The organism is Streptomyces sp. NPDC050534 (genome assembly GCF_044457745.1).
Classification (GTDB): domain Bacteria; phylum Actinomycetota; class Actinomycetes; order Streptomycetales; family Streptomycetaceae; genus Streptomyces.
Map to the genome: position 1 here is coordinate 185,763 of NZ_JBITHF010000011.1, position 16,938 is coordinate 202,700.

Annotated in this window: 16 protein-coding genes; 9 read left to right on the top strand and 7 right to left on the bottom strand. The window is 71.4% G+C overall.

The features are described 5' to 3' along the window. The first annotated feature begins 2 nt into the window (after positions 1 to 2). A complete protein-coding gene (locus ACIBN2_RS32875) occupies positions 3 to 851 on the top strand; it encodes an alpha/beta fold hydrolase (RefSeq protein ID WP_399139889.1) in 849 nt (282 codons plus the stop codon). Between the two features lie 21 nt (positions 852 to 872). Here ACIBN2_RS32875 and ACIBN2_RS32880 read toward each other — a convergent pair whose 3' ends face one another. Continuing rightward, on the bottom strand, positions 873 to 1,337 hold the full coding sequence (locus ACIBN2_RS32880) for an SRPBCC family protein (RefSeq protein WP_399139890.1): 465 nt from the start codon (positions 1,335 to 1,337) through the stop codon (positions 873 to 875). 46 nt (positions 1,338 to 1,383) lie between these two features. On the opposite strand from ACIBN2_RS32880, the gene ACIBN2_RS32885 reads away from it, so the two are divergent. Beyond that, complete coding sequence (locus tag ACIBN2_RS32885; protein WP_399139892.1) at positions 1,384 to 1,992, top strand: TetR/AcrR family transcriptional regulator; 609 nt, start codon at positions 1,384 to 1,386, stop codon at positions 1,990 to 1,992. Between the two features lie 15 nt (positions 1,993 to 2,007). Here ACIBN2_RS32885 and ACIBN2_RS32890 read toward each other — a convergent pair whose 3' ends face one another. The 4 genes from ACIBN2_RS32890 to ACIBN2_RS32905 form a co-directional block, all read right to left on the bottom strand. Then, the gene (locus ACIBN2_RS32890) at positions 2,008 to 2,535 is read right to left on the bottom strand and encodes a GNAT family N-acetyltransferase (protein ID WP_399139894.1); all 528 of its coding nucleotides are present in this window, start codon (positions 2,533 to 2,535) and stop codon (positions 2,008 to 2,010) included. 33 nt (positions 2,536 to 2,568) lie between these two features. Next, complete coding sequence (locus ACIBN2_RS32895; protein ID WP_399139896.1) at positions 2,569 to 3,663, bottom strand: RNA polymerase subunit sigma-70; 1,095 nt, start codon at positions 3,661 to 3,663, stop codon at positions 2,569 to 2,571. 20 nt (positions 3,664 to 3,683) lie between these two features. Further along, entirely contained in the window at positions 3,684 to 4,424 is a 741-nt protein-coding gene (locus ACIBN2_RS32900; RefSeq protein ID WP_399139898.1) for an SDR family oxidoreductase, read from the bottom strand. Positions 4,425 to 4,620: 196 nt separating this feature from the next. Beyond that, a complete protein-coding gene (locus ACIBN2_RS32905; protein ID WP_399140243.1) occupies positions 4,621 to 5,757 on the bottom strand; it encodes a sigma-70 family RNA polymerase sigma factor in 1,137 nt (378 codons plus the stop codon). Here ACIBN2_RS32905 and ACIBN2_RS32910 point away from each other — a divergent pair. Further along, entirely contained in the window at positions 5,656 to 7,059 is a 1,404-nt protein-coding gene (locus ACIBN2_RS32910) for a DHA2 family efflux MFS transporter permease subunit (RefSeq protein WP_399139900.1), read from the top strand. The two genes, ACIBN2_RS32905 and ACIBN2_RS32910, sit on opposite strands and share 102 nt — an antisense overlap. A gap of 129 nt (positions 7,060 to 7,188) precedes the next feature. Next, positions 7,189 to 7,404 (top strand): hypothetical protein, encoded by a 216-nt coding sequence (locus ACIBN2_RS32915; protein ID WP_399139902.1) that lies wholly within the window; start codon positions 7,189 to 7,191, stop codon positions 7,402 to 7,404. A 22-nt stretch (positions 7,405 to 7,426) separates the two neighbouring features. Here ACIBN2_RS32915 and ACIBN2_RS32920 read toward each other — a convergent pair whose 3' ends face one another. Beyond that, positions 7,427 to 8,449: a LacI family DNA-binding transcriptional regulator gene (locus ACIBN2_RS32920; protein WP_399139903.1), complete on the bottom strand. Its 1,023-nt coding sequence runs from the start codon at positions 8,447 to 8,449 to the stop codon at positions 7,427 to 7,429. Positions 8,450 to 8,681: 232 nt separating this feature from the next. On the opposite strand from ACIBN2_RS32920, the gene ACIBN2_RS32925 reads away from it, so the two are divergent. From ACIBN2_RS32925 to ACIBN2_RS32945, 5 genes are all read left to right on the top strand, one after another. Then, complete coding sequence (locus ACIBN2_RS32925) at positions 8,682 to 10,505, top strand: glycoside hydrolase family 2 protein (RefSeq protein WP_399139904.1); 1,824 nt, start codon at positions 8,682 to 8,684, stop codon at positions 10,503 to 10,505. A gap of 115 nt (positions 10,506 to 10,620) precedes the next feature. Further along, complete coding sequence (locus ACIBN2_RS32930) at positions 10,621 to 11,964, top strand: ABC transporter substrate-binding protein (protein WP_399139906.1); 1,344 nt, start codon at positions 10,621 to 10,623, stop codon at positions 11,962 to 11,964. A 33-nt stretch (positions 11,965 to 11,997) separates the two neighbouring features. Continuing rightward, a complete protein-coding gene (locus tag ACIBN2_RS32935; RefSeq protein ID WP_399139908.1) occupies positions 11,998 to 12,903 on the top strand; it encodes a carbohydrate ABC transporter permease in 906 nt (301 codons plus the stop codon). Position 12,904: 1 nt separating this feature from the next. After that, positions 12,905 to 13,846, top strand: coding sequence for a carbohydrate ABC transporter permease (locus tag ACIBN2_RS32940; RefSeq protein ID WP_399139910.1), 942 nt, complete (start codon positions 12,905 to 12,907; stop codon positions 13,844 to 13,846). A 58-nt stretch (positions 13,847 to 13,904) separates the two neighbouring features. Further along, positions 13,905 to 15,380: a glycoside hydrolase family 43 protein gene (locus ACIBN2_RS32945; RefSeq protein ID WP_399139912.1), complete on the top strand. Its 1,476-nt coding sequence runs from the start codon at positions 13,905 to 13,907 to the stop codon at positions 15,378 to 15,380. A 59-nt stretch (positions 15,381 to 15,439) separates the two neighbouring features. Here the strand turns inward: ACIBN2_RS32945 and ACIBN2_RS32950 are convergent, their stop codons facing one another. Beyond that, entirely contained in the window at positions 15,440 to 16,804 is a 1,365-nt protein-coding gene (locus ACIBN2_RS32950) for an alkaline phosphatase (protein WP_399139914.1), read from the bottom strand. Between the last annotated feature and the right edge of the window lie 134 nt (positions 16,805 to 16,938).

A 16,938-nucleotide genomic window follows, 5' to 3' on the forward strand; every position in this document is an offset into this window, starting at 1 on the left:
GCGTGAGAGAGACCGATCTGGAGCTGGGCGACGGGCGCGGGCTGCACGTCTACGACACCGGCGCGGACGACTCCGACGGCCGCCCCGTCGTCTTCTGGCACCACGGCACGCCGAACATCGGAGCCCCGCCCGAGCCGCTCTTCCCGGTGTCCGACCGGCTCGGCATCCGCTGGGTGTCGTACGACAGGCCCGGCTACGGCGGGTCCACGCCCCGGCCCGGCCGCGACATCGCCTCGGCCGCGGCCGATGTGGCCGCTGTCGCCGATGAGTTGGGCATCGAACGGTTCGCGGTCATGGGCCATTCCGGTGGCGCTCCGCACGCCCTGGCCTGCGGCGCCCTGCTGCCCGATCGTGTTCTCGCCGTGGTCGGGGTGGCGGGACTGGCTCCGTTCGGCGCCGAGGGGCTCGACTGGTTCGCGGGCATGTCGGACTCCAGCCTGGCCTCCCTGGAGGCCGCCGCCGAGGGGCGCGCGGCGAAGGAGGCCCGTGAGGCGTCGGCCGAGTACGACCCGGAGATGTTCACTCCGGCCGATCACGCGGCACTGTCCGGTGAGTGGTCCTGGATCGGCGATGTGGTCGGTCCCGCCCTGGAGGCGGGTCACCCGGCCGCGCTGATCGACGACGACCTGGCGTACGTCGCCCCTTGGGGATTCGACCCCGGACAGGTCAAGGCGCCGGTTCTCCTCCTGCACGGCGAGAGCGACCGCGTCGTGCCGAGCTCGCACAGCCGGTGGCTCGCAGGCCAATGCCCCTCGGCGGAGCTGCGGTTGGTCCCGGCTGCCGGACACATCTCCGTGCTCGGCGACGGCGTGAACGCCCTCGAATGGCTCGCGGAACGCGTCACGCCCTGACGGACTCTTGGCGCGTCGCCGTCAGGACCCGGCGGTGGACGCGTGGCGGTCCAACTCCGTGGCCAGGCGACGCATGACCGTACGGTTCGCGCTCCGCATCACCGCACGTACGGCGGGAGCCAGCACCCGGTCGGCGAGCGGGGCGCGGTCCCAGGCGTAGGTGAACGAGACGCGGCTGCCGCCGGTTCGCAGCGGCTCGACCGTGTAGGTGCCGTGGGCCAGGCGCCGGCCCGCCGCGCTGACGTTGCGCTCGACGATGCGCCGCGGCGCGTCGGCCTCGACGACCTCGATGGCGACCTCGGTCTTCGTGCCACCCAGCGCCGCGGTGACCGTGGCGCGCGAGCCGATACCGCGGTCGGGGCCGCTGCAGCGCCAGTCGGTCAGGTAGTGGTCGGTGAACCGCTCGTGGTGCGCCATGACATCGAGGAAGCCGTAGACCTGCTCGGGCGTCTGCGGCACGTCGGTCGACACGGTGACAGGCTTCATGTACCACACGGTACATGCGGCGTGTACCGATTGGTACACTCGCGACGTGGTGAGCACGGAGGACACGCATTCCGAGGGCCGGGCCGTGCGTCGCGCGGAGGGGGACCGGCGCGCACAACTGGTGGACGCGGCCGTCGAGTACGTGGCGGCCCACGGCATCGCGGACCTCAGCCTGCGCCGCCTGGGCGCCGCGATCGGGGTCAGTCACCGCATGCTGATCCACTACTTCGGTTCCAAGGAGCAGCTGCTCGTCGAGATCGTCCGGACGTCGGAACGACGCCAGCGTGAGCTGCTGTCCCGACTGCGCATGGAGCCCGGCCTCTCACCCGCCGACGCCGCGCGGCTGCTGTGGCGGCAGCTCACGGATCCCCGACTGGCCGGTCAGGAAAGGCTGTTCTTCGAGATCTACGGCCACGCAATGCGGGGCCGCCCCGAGGCCGTGCCCATCCTCGACGGACTCGTGTCGGACTGGCTGGAGCCACTCGTGGCCGCCGAGGTCGCCGCCGGGGCGGACCCGGTCGCGGCCCGGAACCGCGCCAGGCTGGGCCTCGCCACGGTCCGCGGCCTCCTGCTCGACCTGCTCGCCACCGGTGACCGCGCCGGCGTCGACGCGGCCATGGAGGAGTTCCTCCGGCTGTACTACGGCTCGGACTGACGGGGTGCGGCCCTGCTACACCTCGCCGATCACCTCGGCGCGCAGCACGGAGTACATCACCATGTCGCGCCATCTCCCGTCCCGGAAACAGGCGCCCCGGAGCACTCCCTCGCGGGTGAAGCCCGCCCATTCCAGGGCCCGTTGCTCTGGGATGTTCACGATTTCGGTGCCGGCCTCGATCCGGTTGACCTGTGTGTGGGCGAAGAGGTACTCGACGAGCCGGCGCTGTGCCTGCTTGCCGTAGCCCTTGCCGCGCTCGGCGGTCAGCAGGGAAATGCCGATGTTCCAGCAGGGCGACTTCGGGCCCTGATAGACCTGATGCCACTGCACTTCGCCGACGAATCGGTTGTCGTCCCCCGCGACGGTCAGGCGTCCGCCCTCGGCGGAGATGAATCCTTGGTCGGCCCATTGCCGACGGAGTACGCCGGGATTGCGGTATCCGAAGAAGCCCAGCTCGCCGGCCTCGGCGCTGTCCTCGTGGAGGCGCTCGAGCAGGTCGAGGTCCTTCTCGGCGATGGGGCGCAGGTGAACGTGATCAGGCACGTGGCCCAGGCTAGGTGCTGCGAGGCAATTGATCTAGGTGGGTGCGGCATCGGCCCGGGATGCTGGGGGGACACCTCGGCCGAGGCCCATGGAGTGCCGCACGACCGAGTCGGCCGGGATGAGCGGCAAGGGAGCGAAGGCGTTCACGGACATGGTGCCGACGACGGCTCCCCGTGCTCGCGTCATCGACTCGAACGTCGGCACCAGGAGCGGGTCGTTGAACGCCGTGATGCGGGCGATCCGGGAACCGGTCAGCGTCAGGACCTGGACGCCGTACGCCGTGAAGTGGCCGTCGCCCGTGTGCTGGTGGACGACGAAGGCGGGTCGGCCGTTGGCCCGGGTGGGCGACAACCGCCACAGGCCCGGGCGCATCACCCGATGGGCCAGGAATCCGGCCACCGCGTGCCGTCCGGTGAACCAGGTCGGGATCGGCGGCATCTCCATCTCGACGTCGGCTCTGAGCAGTTGGACGAGCGCCTCGGGGTCGGACCGGGTGAAGGCGTCGACGTAGCCGTCGAGGAGGACGCGGCGGGCCTCCTCGTCGGGTTCGGAGAGGTCGTCCTCGACCGGTCCCGCCTCGGCCAGCCGGGTCCGGGCGCGGCGCAGCGCGCTGTCCACGGCCGCGGGGGTCGTGTCCAGCATCTCGGCGACCTCGGCCGTCCTGAACGCCAGCACGTCGCGCATGGTCAGCACGGCCCGCTGCCGGGCGGGCAGGAACTGGAGCGCGGCGATGAAGGCGAGCCGCACTCCACTGCGCGCGGCCACGGTCGTCGCGGGGTCGTCGGCGCCGAGCAGCGCGTCCGGCGCCGGCTGGAGCCATGCCACCGACGGCTCGCGATCGGCCATGGCCACCCGGTGGTCCTCGGCCGGGGCGCCCAGTCCCGAGGGAAGGGGGCGCCGCCCGCGGGTCTCCAACGCCGTGAGGCAGGCCATGGTGGCGATCTTGTACAGCCAGCGGCGAAGGGTGGAACGGCCCTCGAAGCGGTCGTACGCGCGCCACGCGCGCAGATAGGTCTCCTGCACCAGGTCCTCGGCGTCGTGGATCGAACCGAGCAGGCGGTAGCAGTGCGCGAGCAGTTCCGGTCGGAACGGCTCGGTGAGAGAGGCGAATTCGTCCGATGCCGGCATGGTGACTTCCTCGGGTGTGGTCATCCGAGCGGGCGCAGGCCGGCGCCGCTGATCCGGTATTCGGGCGCGCTGCCGGGGTCGCCGGCGAGGTCGGTGACGGCCTTGGCGACCTGCTCCGGGGTGAGTACCGGCTGCAGGCCCGCGACGAAGGACTCCCGGTCGACGCCCTGCCGTGCGGCGTAACCCGCGACTGCGGCCGAGCCGAGCGCGGTCGCCGGGGTCAGCTGCGGAAGCAGGGTGACGAAGCGGATGTCCAGCCCGGACCGGCGGGACTCCTCCGCCGCGTATCCGGTCAGGTACCGGATGGCCGCCTTGGCGCCGGCGTAGCCGCCGCTGAGCGGCGATCCGGCCAGGACGGCGCCGCTGGAGAGGGTGACGACCACGCTGCCCGGTGCCAGTGGCTGCCGTAGCGCCGCCCGGGTCCAGGCGAAGGCGTGCCGGGTGTCGGTGTGCCAGTTGCGGCTGAAGGTCTCCCAGGTCTGTTCGTGCAGGGGCGCCATGTGCGGAGTGGCCCCGGCGTTGAGGACCAGCAGAGCGGGACGGTGGTCGCAGACGACCTGCTGCGCCACGGATTCGTCGGTGGCGTCGGCGGTCACGGGTGTGAAGCCGTCGCCGAGTTCGTCGCGTACGGCGCGCAGGTCCCGCTCGGTGCGGGCGATGCCGACGACGCGGGTGCCCGCGGCGACGAGCGCGGCGCTGATCGCACGCCCGAAGCCGCGGCCGGCTCCGGTGACGACGGCTGTGCGGAGGGGATCGGACATCAGATGCTCCTTGGGCGGTGGTCTCGTTCGTTCAGTCGGGTGCGGTCAGGTATCAAGACCAGCCGCCGCCGGGAAAACCGTCGCCTCGCCCGACGGAGAGGGAGTGACGTGGGTCACACCCCCTGTCGAAGGTCGTCAGGCTCGTCGAAGGTCCTCAGTCCCGTCGAAGGTCGTCAGGCCGGTTCCCGGCCGCTCCTCAGACCCGCGACGGCAGCCCGAACCGCCGTACGAGATCGGCGTCATGGAACGCCGTGACCTCGGCGATCGCCGGGCCGCGCAGGGTGAGGACGTCGACGCTGAAGGCATGGCCGTCGACGTACTTCGCGAAGCCGGGCTGGCCGTTGGCCCGCAGCGGGACCAGGTGGAAGCGCCGGCCGGGCATACGGGCCCAGAGCAGCCGGACGACCTGGTCGCGACCGGCGAACCAGGCCGGGTTGGGCGGCATCTGCCAGACCGCGTCCTCCGTGAGCAGCCGGGTGAGCGCGGGGATGTCGGCCCGTGTGAAGGCGTCGGCGTAGCGGTCGAGCAGCTCACGCTGCTCCTGCTCGGCCGGCTCGGTGATCTCGTCGATGGCCGGGGCCAGCCGCTCCAGCCGGGCCCGGGCGCGCTGGAGCGTGCTGTGCACCGCGGCCGGGGAGACGCCGAGCACGTCGGCCGCCTCCTCCGCCGACCAGGCCAGCACGTCCCGCAGGATGAGCACCGTCCGCTGCTGCGGCGGCAGGTGCTGGAGGGCGGCGATGAGCGCCAGCCGCAGACCGGTCCGCCCGGCCACGATGGCCGCGGGATCGGCGCGCTCGTCGGGCATCGGCTCCAGCCAGGAGATCTCCGTGTCCCTCCCGCCCAGCGGGATCGGGTCGGAGGCGGGGGCGCCCAGGCCGGCGGGCAGCACCCGGCGGCTGCCGTGCCGCAGGGCGTTGAGGCAGGCGTTGGTGGCGATCCGGTACAGCCAGGTGCGCAACGAGGAGCGCCCCTCGAAGTCGCCGTAGGACCGCCAGGCCCGTAGATAGGTCTCCTGCACCAGGTCCTCGGCGTCCTGCACCGACCCCAGCATCCGGTAGCAGTGGGTCAGCAGTTCACGCCTCAGCGGCCCGGTCAGGCGGACGAACTCGTCATGCTGCTGTTCGATCACGGTCACGCTATTTTCCTCCCTTTCTTGTGCAGACCGCTCGGGCCGCCGGAATTCGTCGGACCGGGCCCGGCCAATCGCGGCGGGCGGCCGGTCGGTACGGGCATGGACAGAAAATGGGTTCTGGGGCTCGCCTCCGCGGCCTCGGTGATGGTGGCGCTCGACGCCACGGTGGTGACCACGGCGCTGAGCCGGATCCGGCTGGATCTGGGCACGTCGATCGAACAACTCGAGTGGACGGTGAACGCCTACAGCCTGAGCTTCGCCGTCCTGCTGATGACCGGGGCCGTGCTGGGCGACCGGTTCGGGCGCCGGCGGATCTTCACCGCCGGGCTGGCGCTGTTCACGGCGGCCTCCGCCGCGTGCGCGCTCGCGCCGGGTGTGGGCTGGCTGATCGCGGCACGGGCCGCGCAGGGTGCCGGTGCGGCACTGGTGATGCCGCTGGCGATGGCGTTGCTCAGCGCCGCCTATCCGCCGCCCGAGCGGCCGCGGGCGCTGGGACTGTTCGCCGGCCTGACCGGGCTCGCGGTGGTCGGCGGCCCGGTGGTGGGCGGGGCCGTGACGCAGGGGCTCGCCTGGCAGTGGATCTTCTGGCTGAACCTGCCGATCGGCCTGACCGTCATCCCGCTGGTGCTGCGCCGGGTCCCGGAGAGCCGGGGCGTCGCGGGCCCGGTTGACGGCGGCGGGCTGGTGCTGGTCACGGGTGCCGCGTTCGGCCTGGTGTGGGGGCTGATCCGCTCGAACGCGGCCGGATGGGGCAGCCTGGAAGTGGTCGTGACGCTGAGCGCGGGTGCCGTCTGCGCCGTCGCGTTCGTCGCCTGGCAGCGCGTCGCCGAGCGGCCCATGGTGCCGCTGGGCCTCTTCCGGCTCCCCGGTTTCGGCGCGGGCAACGCCGCCGGGGTGTTCCTCTACGCCTCGCTCTACGGGGCCTTGTTCTTCGCGGCGCAGTTCTTCCAGACGGGGCGCGGCGACCGGCCGCTGGCGTCCGGGCTGCACCTGCTGGCCTGGACGGCGGCGGTGACCGTCGTGGCGCCCTGGGCGGGACGGCTGACGCCCCGCGTCGGAGCGCGGCGGCTCGCGGCGCTCGGGCTGGCCCTGCAGTCGGCCGGGATGGGCTGGCTCGCGCTCGCCGCCACACCGTCCGCGCCGTACTGGCAGCTGATCGGTCCGATGCTCGTCGCCGGAACCGGCGTGAGCATGGCGATGCCGGCCACCCAGACGGCCGTGCTCAACGCGGTCGCCCCCGAGCAGATCGGCAAGGCGTCCGGCGTCTTCAACACCGGCCGGCAGCTCGGCGGGGTCTTCGGGGTCGCCGTACTGGCCCTGGTGTTCAGCAGGTCCGGCGGCTACGCGGGACCGGCGGCCTTCACCGACGGATTCGCCGCGGCGATCGCCGTCAGCGGCGCGCTGTCCCTGGCCGGAGCGGCCGTCGCCCTGGCCATCCCGGGGCGCCCGAGGGCCACCCCGTCCTCCTCGCCCGCCGAGCCCGTACTGACGACGAACCGCTGACCGGCAAGACCCCGAGCCCGTACTGACGACGAACCGCTGACCGGCAAAGCCCCGAGGGCGTCCGCGCCGGCGCGAGCTCCAAGGGCGCCCCCGAATGCGCTCGGCCCGCCCGGGCCGCACGCTTGGATCATGGCCACTGACCAGCCCGTCGTCATCTACCCGCCCACCGAAGACGGCGGCCGCCGCGTCCGCATCGGCGACCACTTCGTCGGCCTGGCCTACGGACTCCTCGACGTCGCCGCCTTCGTCCAGGAGGCCGGCCTGCAGGACTGGGACGAGATGGACGTCGCCCGCTCCGCGCTCATCGAGTGGCGGGGCGGCGGCGCGGACGTGTGGGGCCCCTGAGCGCCGCGGGCACGCGCGGCTCTCAACCCCCCGTACTCTCCCGGACGATGACCCGGTACCCGACGATCTCGTCACGCAGCGCCACGGCATCCGGTGCGTCGATCCGCTCCAGGAGCAGGGATACGGCGGCCCGCGCGATCTCCCGCTTGTCCGGGGCGACGGTGGTCAGGCTGGGCACGCTGAACCGGGAGGCCTCGATGTCGTCGAAGCCGATCACGTCGAGGTCGCCCGGTACGGAGTGACCGCGCTCGTGCAGGGCGCGCAGCGCGCCCAGGGCCAGGTGGTCGTTCAGGCACAGCAGCGCGTCCGGGTGCGGGCGGCGCTCCATCAGCGCGGCCGCCGCCCGGGCACCGTCCTGCCAGTGGTAGGCCTCCACCGGGAGCACCAGGTCCGGCTCGAACGGCAGGCCGGCCGCCTCCATGGCCTGGCGGTAGCCGTCGGTGCGCAGCCGGTCGGTGCCCTGGCGGCCGCGAACGGCGCCGCCGATGACGGCGATGCGGCGGCGGCCGCGGGACAGCAGGTGCTCGGTGGCCTCGCGGGCGGCCCGCACGTTGTCGATGCCGACGTGGTCGGTGCCGCCCTCGGCCGGGCGTTCGCCGAGCAGCACCACCGGCAGGCGCCGGTCCCGGGTGGCGAGGTCGCGCGGGCTGAGGGCGAGCGGGCTGAGGATGACGCCGTCGGAGAACTGGGCGTCGAAGCCGTGCAGCGCGGCCAGTTCCCGCTCGCGCACGGCGCCGGTCTGATGGATCAGCACCGTCTGCCCGCGGGCGTCGGCCTCGGCCATCACATGCTTGGCCAGCTCGGAGAAGTAGGCCACGTCGAGCTCGGGAACGGCGAGGGTGATCATGCCGGTGCGGCCCTGGCGCAGCTGGCGTCCGGCGATGTTGACCCGGTAGCCGAGGGCGTCGATCGCCTCCTGGACGGCGGCGCGGGTCCGCTCCGAGACGTGCTCGAAGTTGTTGATCACGTTGGAGACGGTCTTGGGCGAGACGCCCGCGTACTCCGCCACGTCCTTGATCCTGGGTCTGGCCGCCACGCTGTTCATCCTTCCGCCTGCCCGTGATCGTACCGACCGTAAAGAAATCGGTTGCGGGCCGGACCGGTTCTCGCCGAACCATTTACAACGATGTAATCGCCATGGTGACATAGCGCCGCAGCACCCCCGCAGCACCCCTGCACCCGCTTCACGGCGCAAGCCCGCACCGCTTCAGGGCCCCGAGCCTCGGCACCGTCGCCCGGCGCGAGCCCCAGCACCACCTCAAGGCGCAAGGAGACCCATGTCCTTCCCCCGTCCCTCGGACCAGCCCCGCCCGGAGTACCCCAGGCCCCAGTTCGTGCGCGAGGCCTGGCTCAACCTCAACGGCGAGTGGCAGTTCGAGATCGACCGGTCCGACACCGGGCTCGAGCGCGGCCTGCGTGAACGCGAGCTCACGGACCGCATCGTGGTCCCGTTCTGCCCGGAGTCGACGCTCTCCGGGATCGGCGAGACCGACTTCCTGGAGGCCGTGTGGTACCGGCGCACGGTGACCGTCCCGGACACCTGGACGGACTCCCGCGTCCTGCTGCACTTCGGCGCCGTGGACCACGACACGACCGTGTGGGCCGACGGTGTCGAAGTGGCCCGGCACCGTGGCGGCTTCACCCCGTTCACCGCCGACCTCGGCGAAGTCGCCGTGGCCGGGCGGGAGGTGACGATCGTCGTACGGGCCCGTGACAGCCGGCACGGCACCCAGGCCCGCGGCAAGCAGTCCACCTGGTACGCCAACTCCCACTGCCATTACACCCGTACGACCGGCATCTGGCAGACCGTGTGGCTGGAGCCGGTCCCGCGGGCCGCCGCACTCAGGCGCCCGCGCATCACCCCCGACCTGGCCTCCGGCTCCTTCCACCTGGAACTGCCGCTGACGGCCAACCTCCCGGGCCACCGGGTGCGCGCCACGCTCGCCGACGAGCAGGGCGACATCCTCACCGCCGAGACCCGCGCGGACCTCGACCTCGCGCCCCGACTGGTGCTCACCGTGCCCGCCGGCCGGCTGCGCCCGTGGTCACCCACGGACCCGCACCTGTACGACCTCAGGCTCCAACTCCTCGACGCCGATGGGCAGATCGTGGACGTGGTGGACTCCTACGCCGGTCTGCGCTCGGTCTCCGTCCAGGGCAAACGCCTGCTGCTCAACGGCGAACCCGTCTTCCAGCGCCTCGTCCTCGACCAGGGCTACTACCCCGAAGGCCTGATGACGGCGCCCACCGACGCCGACCTCGTCCGCGACATCGAACTGGGCCTGCGCGCCGGCTTCAACGGCGCCCGCCTGCACCAGAAGGTCTTCGAGGAGCGCTACCTCCACCACGCCGACCGGCTCGGCTACCTGGTCTGGGGCGAGTTCGGCGACTGGGGCTGCGAGACGGGCGCCCGCGACGACAACCAGCGGCCCGACGCCTCGTACGTCACCCAGTGGCTGGAGGCCCTGGAGCGGGACTACTCGCACCCCTCGATCGTCGGCTGGTGCCCGCTGAACGAGACGTACCAGCCGCTGCACGACCGCATCACCCGGCTCGACGACGTCACCCACGCCATGTTCCTGGCCACCAAGCAGGCCGACGCCACCCGCCCGGTCGTCGACGCCTCCGGCTACGCCCACCGCGTCGCGGAGACGGACGTCTACGACTCGCACTGCTACGAGCAGGACCCGGCCGCGTTCGCCAAGGCGATGGCCGGGCTCTCCGAGGACCGCCCGTACGTCAACACCGCCCCCGACGGCCGTCCGTGGTCGGTGCCGTACCGCGGACAGCCGTACTTCTGCAGCGAGTTCGGCGGCATCTGGTGGGACCCCGAGGCCGCCGCCGCGGCGGGCGACCAGCGCGACGCATCCTGGGGATACGGCGAACGGCCGTACACAGAGGAGGAGTTCGCCGATCGTTTCGCCGGCCTGACGGGCGTGCTGCTCGACGACCCCGACATGTTCGGCTACTGCTACACCCAGCTCACCGACGTCTTCCAGGAGCGCAACGGCGTCTACCGCTTCGACCGCTCCGAGAAGCTCGACATCGCACGCCTGCACCGGGCCCAGACGCGTCCGGCGGCCTACGAGGGCACCCCCTAGCACCAGCTCAAGCACGGCAGAAACTCCTGCCCGAAATTTACATCGATGTAAGACCGTGAGGCGGCGGTGCGTGAGTCACGATCTTCGTGCACCGCCGCCCGTGGAAAGGAGCACCATGACCGGCACACCCGCACCAGTCGGTCCACCCGGCCCGAGCCGACGCCGCCTTCTGAAGACCGCGCTCGCCTCGGGGGCGGCGGTCCTGGGCGCCGGCGCGCTCAGCGGCTGCGGGTCCGCGCAGGCCGCCGACGCCTCGACCGTCCGCCTGTGGGACCTGTTCAGCGGGGCCGACGGCGGCCTGCTCAACGACATGGTGCGCGCCGCGGGCCCCGACATGCCGGGCACGCACATCGAGCGCACCGTCCTGGAGTGGGGGACGCCGTACTACACGAAGCTCGCCATGGCCTCCGTCGGCGGACGCGGCCCCGACGTCGCCGTCTCGCACATGTCCCGGCTGGCCGGCTACGCGCCCACCGGGCTGCTCGACCCGTGGGACCTCGACCAGCTCGCCGAATACGGCGTGCACCGCGACGACTTCACCGACGCCGTGTGGTCGCGCACCCAGTACCGCGGACACACCTACGCCGTCCCGCTGGACACCCACCCCTTCATCGTCTTCTTCCACCCCGAACCGGCCGCCAAGGCGGGCCTGCTCACCAAGGACGGAACGCTCGACGCGGAGGCGTTCTCCTCACCCGACCGCTTCCTGGCCGCCGGCAAGGAGCTCGCCAAGGCCTCCGGCAAGCAGGGCATCGCCTTCGGCTACGTCACCGACACCGCCCAGGGCTGGCGGCTGTTCTACGGCCTCTACAAGCAGACCGGCGGCGCCTTCGAGCTGCCCGAGGGCGGGCCGGCCAAGGTCGACGTCGACCGTATGGCCGAGGTCATCGCCTTCATGGCCAAGCTGGTCGACGGCAAGGTCAACCCGGGTCACCTCGACTACGCCTCGGCCATCGCCGCCTTCTCCAACCGGCAGACCGCGATGATCCTGTCCGGCGAGTGGGAGCTCGGCACATTCCGCGCCGCCGACGCGAAGGTGAACGCGGCCCCGTTTCCGACCGTGTTCGGCACCCCCGCGGTCTACGCGGACTCGCACTCCTTCGTACTGCCCCACCATCCGAATCCCGACCCCGAGCACCGCCGCCGCACCCATCGCGCCGTCGCGGCCCTGCTCAAGGCGGGCCAGATCTGGGCCACCGCGGGACACATCCCCGCCTACGGGCCGGTCACCCGCACCGCCGCCTACCACCGGCTCACGCCCCAGTCCCACTACGCCCAGGCCCAGGACCACGTCGTCCTCGACCCGGCGGTGTGGTTCGCCGGCGCCGGCTCCGACTTCCAGAACGCCATGTCCCAGGTCCTGCAGCAGGCCCTGCTCGACGGCCTCGCCCCCGACCGCGCCGCGCGCGCGATGGTGCGGCGCCTCAACTCCTTCCTCGCCAAGCCCAGCCCGGCCTGACCGTCCGCGCACACCTCGCCCAGGAGTACAACGATGTCCTCTCCGCATGCCGCGCCCCGCTCCGGGGCCACGCCCGTGCGCCGAGCGGTCCCGCCCGGCCTGCTGTTCGCGCTGCCCTTCCTCGTCCTGTTCGCCCTCTTCATGCTCTGGCCGCTGGCCCAGGGCCTGTGGATGAGCCTGACGGACACCTCCCTGTCGGCCCACGCCCCCGGCTTCATAGGCGTCGACAACTTCACCGAGGCGTTCAAGGACGCCGAGATGTGGCGCTCGCTCGGCCACACCGTCGTCTTCACCCTCATCTCGACCGTGCCGCTGGTCCTGGTCGCGCTGGTCCTGGCCCTGCTCGTGCACACCGGCCTTCCCGGCCAATGGGTGTGGCGGCTGGCCTACTTCGCCCCGTACCTGCTGCCCGTCGGCGTCGTCAGTCTGCTGTGGATGTGGCTGTACCAGCCCGATCTCGGCCTCTACAACCACCTCCTCGACGTGGCCGGCCTCGGCCAAGTGGCCTGGCTCAGCGACGAGTCGGTGGCCATCTGGGCCATCGCCCTGACCACGCTGTGGTGGACGGTCGGCTTCAACTTCCTGCTCTACCTGGCCGCGTTGCAGGCCGTCCCGGATCACCTCTACGAGGCGGCCGCGATCGACGGCGCGGGTGCCTGGCGGCGGCTGTTCTCGATCACCCTGCCGCAGCTCTCCCGCATCACCGTCGTGATCACCGTGCTGCAGATCCTGGCCTCCCTGAAGGTCTTCGACCAGGTCTACCTGCTCACCAAGGGCGGCCCGAACGGCTCCACCCGCCCGGTCGTCGAGTACGTCTACGACGTCGGCTTCACCGGCTACCGGCTCGGTTACGCCTCCGCGATCAGCTACATCTTCTTCGCCCTCGTCCTGATCGCCTCCGCCCTCCAGTACGCCGCCCTCCGCCGCCGGGAGAAGTGACATGACCTCCACCGAGCTGCCCGTCCGCACCGGCCCGACCAAGCAAGCAGCGGGTCCCGTACGGGAGTTGAGAGTCACCCGCCGCGCCAGGGCCGGGCGGACGAACCTGACCCTCGGCGAGAGCCGGCTCAGCCGTGTGCTGGCCCTCGCCGCCCTGACCGTGCTGGCGGTGGTGTGGCTGCTGCCGATGTCGTGGGCGCTGCTGACCGCGTTCAAGTCGGAAGCCGACGCCAGCGATCCGGCGCACTGGCTCTGGCCCCGGCACGGCTTCACCCTGCACGGCTTCAGCACCGTGTGGGAGCGCGGCGACCTGCCGCTGTGGATGCTCAACAGCCTGCTCATCTCGGCCGCCGTGACGGTGATCACCGTGCTGGTCTCGGCGATGGCCGGATACGCCTTCTCCCGCACCCGGTTCCCCGGACGGCGCTGGCTGTTCGTGGTCACCGTGGCCGCCGTGCTGGTGCCGCCGCAGGTACTGATCGTGCCGTGGTTCCAGCAGATGCTCACCCTGCACCTGGTCGACACCTACGCGGCGGTGATCCTGCCGCAGACCGTGGCGCCCGTGATGGTGTTCATCCTGAAGAAGCACTTCGACTCGCTGCCCGACGAGTTGGAGGAGGCGGCCCGTATCGACGGCGCGGGGCACTGGCGGATCTTCTGGTCCGTGCTGCTGCCGCTGTCCCGGCCCATGCTCGCGGCCGTGGCGATCTTCGTGTTCATCGGGGCCTGGAACAACTTCCTGTGGCCGTTCGTCTCGACGTCAGACCCGAACCTGATGACCCTGCCGGTCGGCATCACCTCGGTGAAGGACGCCTACGGCATCCAGTACGCCCAGACGATGGCCTCCGCCGTCCTGGCGGCCCTGCCGCTCGTCGTGGTCTTCGTGTTCTTCCAGCGGCACATCGTCAAGTCCGTGGCCACAACCGGTCTGGGCGGTCAGTGAGGACGCTGGGACACTCGCGAACCGTGCTCTTGACTACAACGATGTAAAGGAGCCGTCCATGCGTGTACGACCGCGCATCACCCCCCTCACGGCCGTCCTGTCCCTGCTGGCCGTGCTGCTCGGTCTCGTGGCCGTCTCGCCGGCCGCGGCCGGACCCGCGGTGCCCACGGCCGCGGCGAAGCCCGCCAGGACGGCGGCAGCGGCGGGGACCTTCCGCAACCCGCTCAACACCGGCCCGGACCCGTTCATGACGTACTGGAACGGGAACTACTACCTCACCACGACCCAGGGCGACAGCATCCGCATGTGGCGCTCGCCCTCGCTCGGCACCCTGCTGACCGCCGACCCCGTCACCGTGTGGACGGACACCGACGCCTCCCGCGACCAGCACCTGTGGGCACCGGAGTTCTACCGATTCGGCGACCGCTGGTACCTCTACTACACGGCCGACGACGGCACCGACGACCACCACCGCGTCTACGTCCTGGAGTCCGACCGCGACGACCCGGCCGGCCCCTACCACTTCAAGGCGAAGCTGGCCCCGCCCAACCACGCCTCCGACTTCGCGATCGACCCGGGCATCCTGCAGCACGACGGCCGCCTCTACCTCGCCTACGCCGGCATCAACCAGTACCAGCACAACGGCATCAACATCGCCCCGATGTCCAACCCCTACACGGTCTCCGGCGACGCGGTCGCGATCAACGCCGCGGGTGGCTGCGACGAGGTCCGCGAGGGGCCCGAGTTCCTCAACCGCAACGGCCGTACCTGGATGACGTATTCGACCTGCGACACCGGCAAGCCCGACTACCAGGTCTGGATGATGTCCCTGGCGAACGGCGCCGATCCGCTGGTGCCCGCCAACTGGCAGCAGCACTCCGGCCCGGTCTTCTCCCGAGCCGACGACCACGGCGTCTACGGCCCCGGCCACCACGCCTTCTTCCGCTCGCCCGACGGCACGGAGGACTGGATCGTCTACCACGCCAAGTCGACCTCGGCGTACACCTACACCGACCGCACCACCCGCGCCCAGAAGATCACCTGGAACGCGGACGGCAGCCCGGACCTCGGCCGGCCACTGGCCATGGGCGCCACGCAGGACCTGCCTTCGGGCGACCCTGGCTCGGGCACCTACTGGATCAACGACGACGGTCGCTCCAGCGGTGACGGCACCCTGAGCTACACCGGCACCTGGAACTCCGGCACCGGCTGCGCCACCCAGTGCTTCTGGGGCGACGACCACTGGATCGACCAGGCGGGCGACACCGCGACCTTCACCTTCACCGGCACCCGCATCGCCCTGCTCTCCGTCCGCGACACCGGCAACGGCATCGCCGCCCTCAGCGTCGACGGCGGCACCGAACAGCGCGTCGACTTCTACGGCGCGATCCGCACGGGGGAGACCGTGCAGTACATCAGCCCGAAACTGCCGTACGGCCGGCACACCCTGCGGGTACGGGTGACCGGCGAGCACAACGCCACGTCGCAGGCGGCCTTCGTGAGCGTGGACCGGGCGGAGGTCTACACCAAGTGACCGCTTGAGCGCGAGGGGGAGACCGCCCGGCGGCCTCCCCCTCGTTCACGTCGTCGACGTCAGTGCAGGCGCAGGGCCTCGCGGATCGTGGTGAACAGGTCGGTCTGGTTGGTGATGCCGAGGACGCGGTACGCCAGCGGGCCCTGGGCCGCGATGCGGACCTCCGTGCCCGTGTGCTCCTGCGACCGGCCCGGGGTGTTGGTCGAGTAGTTGACCTTCAGCTGCTGGCCCTCGTCGGTGACGAGCGTCGAGGACAGACCGGGCGGGGTGGCCTCCAGCGGGACGATCTGGCTGGTGTGGCCGTGATCGGCGGTGGTGACCACGAGGGTGTCCGGGTGCTTGGCCGCGTAGGCGCGGGCGACCTTCACCGCGCGGTCGAAGGCGGCGGTCTCGCCGATCTGGCCGCAAGGGTCGGCGGCGTGGTCCTGCTTGTCGATCGAGGCACCCTCGATCTGCAGGAAGAAGCCCTGCTTGGAGTGCTTGGCCTGCTGCTTGGCCTCCAGCAGCTGGATCGCCTTGGTGGCGGAGTCCGCGAGGCTCGGCGTCGTCGACGGCCGGTTCGGGTTCGAGGTCACGCATCGCTGCGCGTCGGTTCCGCCGACCGCGGCCGCCTTGCCGGTCCATTCGACGGGCACGTTGCCGGAGGCGAACAGGCCGAGCACCGGCTTGCCGGACTTCACGCGCTTCAGGCCGGCGCTGTCGGTGACGACCTGGTAGCCGAGCTTCTGCGCCTGCTGGGAGACGGTCAGGCCCTTGTACGCGCCGTCCGTGACCTTCTGGTCGAAGCGCTGCTTGCCGCCGCCGAGGAGGACGTCGACCTTGTGGTTCACGGACTGCTCGGCGATCGAGCCGGGCCCGCCGGCCGCGATGGTGTCGGTGGGGCAGTTCGCCATGTCGGCCGGGCCCTGGCAGCCACGGTCGGTGACGTGCGAGGCGAGCACGGCCGGGGTGGCGTCGGTCAGCTCGGAGGTCGTCACGCTGCCCGTGGCGTAACCGTTCTTCTGCGCCAGCTCCAGGATGGTGCGGACCGCCTTGTCGCTGCCCGGGGTCTTGGAGATACGGCCGTTGACCGTCTTCACGCCGGTGGCCCAGCCGGTGCCGCTGGCGGCGGAGTCGGTGACGTAGTCCGGCGTGCCGTCCTTGTGCACCGCGTACGTCGTGTACGCGCCGGTGAGCGGGAACTCGTCCATGTTCAGGCGGCCGTTCGCGCCGACCGTGTAGTCGCGGGCGAGGGTGATCTCCGAGTCGCCCATGCCGTCACCGATGAGCAGGATGACGTTCTTGGCCTTCCCGCCCTGGATCGCGTTCTTCGCGTGCTGAGCGCCGTCGAAGGCGCCGGCGACGGTCGTGAAGGCCACGGCCGCGGAGGTCGCCGCGACGACGGCGGTGGCGATCGTGAGGTGACGGCGGGTGAGTCTGGGCATGGATGAGGCTCCTTGAAGCGTCCGGTGTCCCGCATACGCATGCGGTGACCAACGACCGCCACATCACCAGGCACCGGCAAAGGGAGGGTAAATGAATGGTCTTGTGTGTGCATCCAGGACATGACACGCATGGA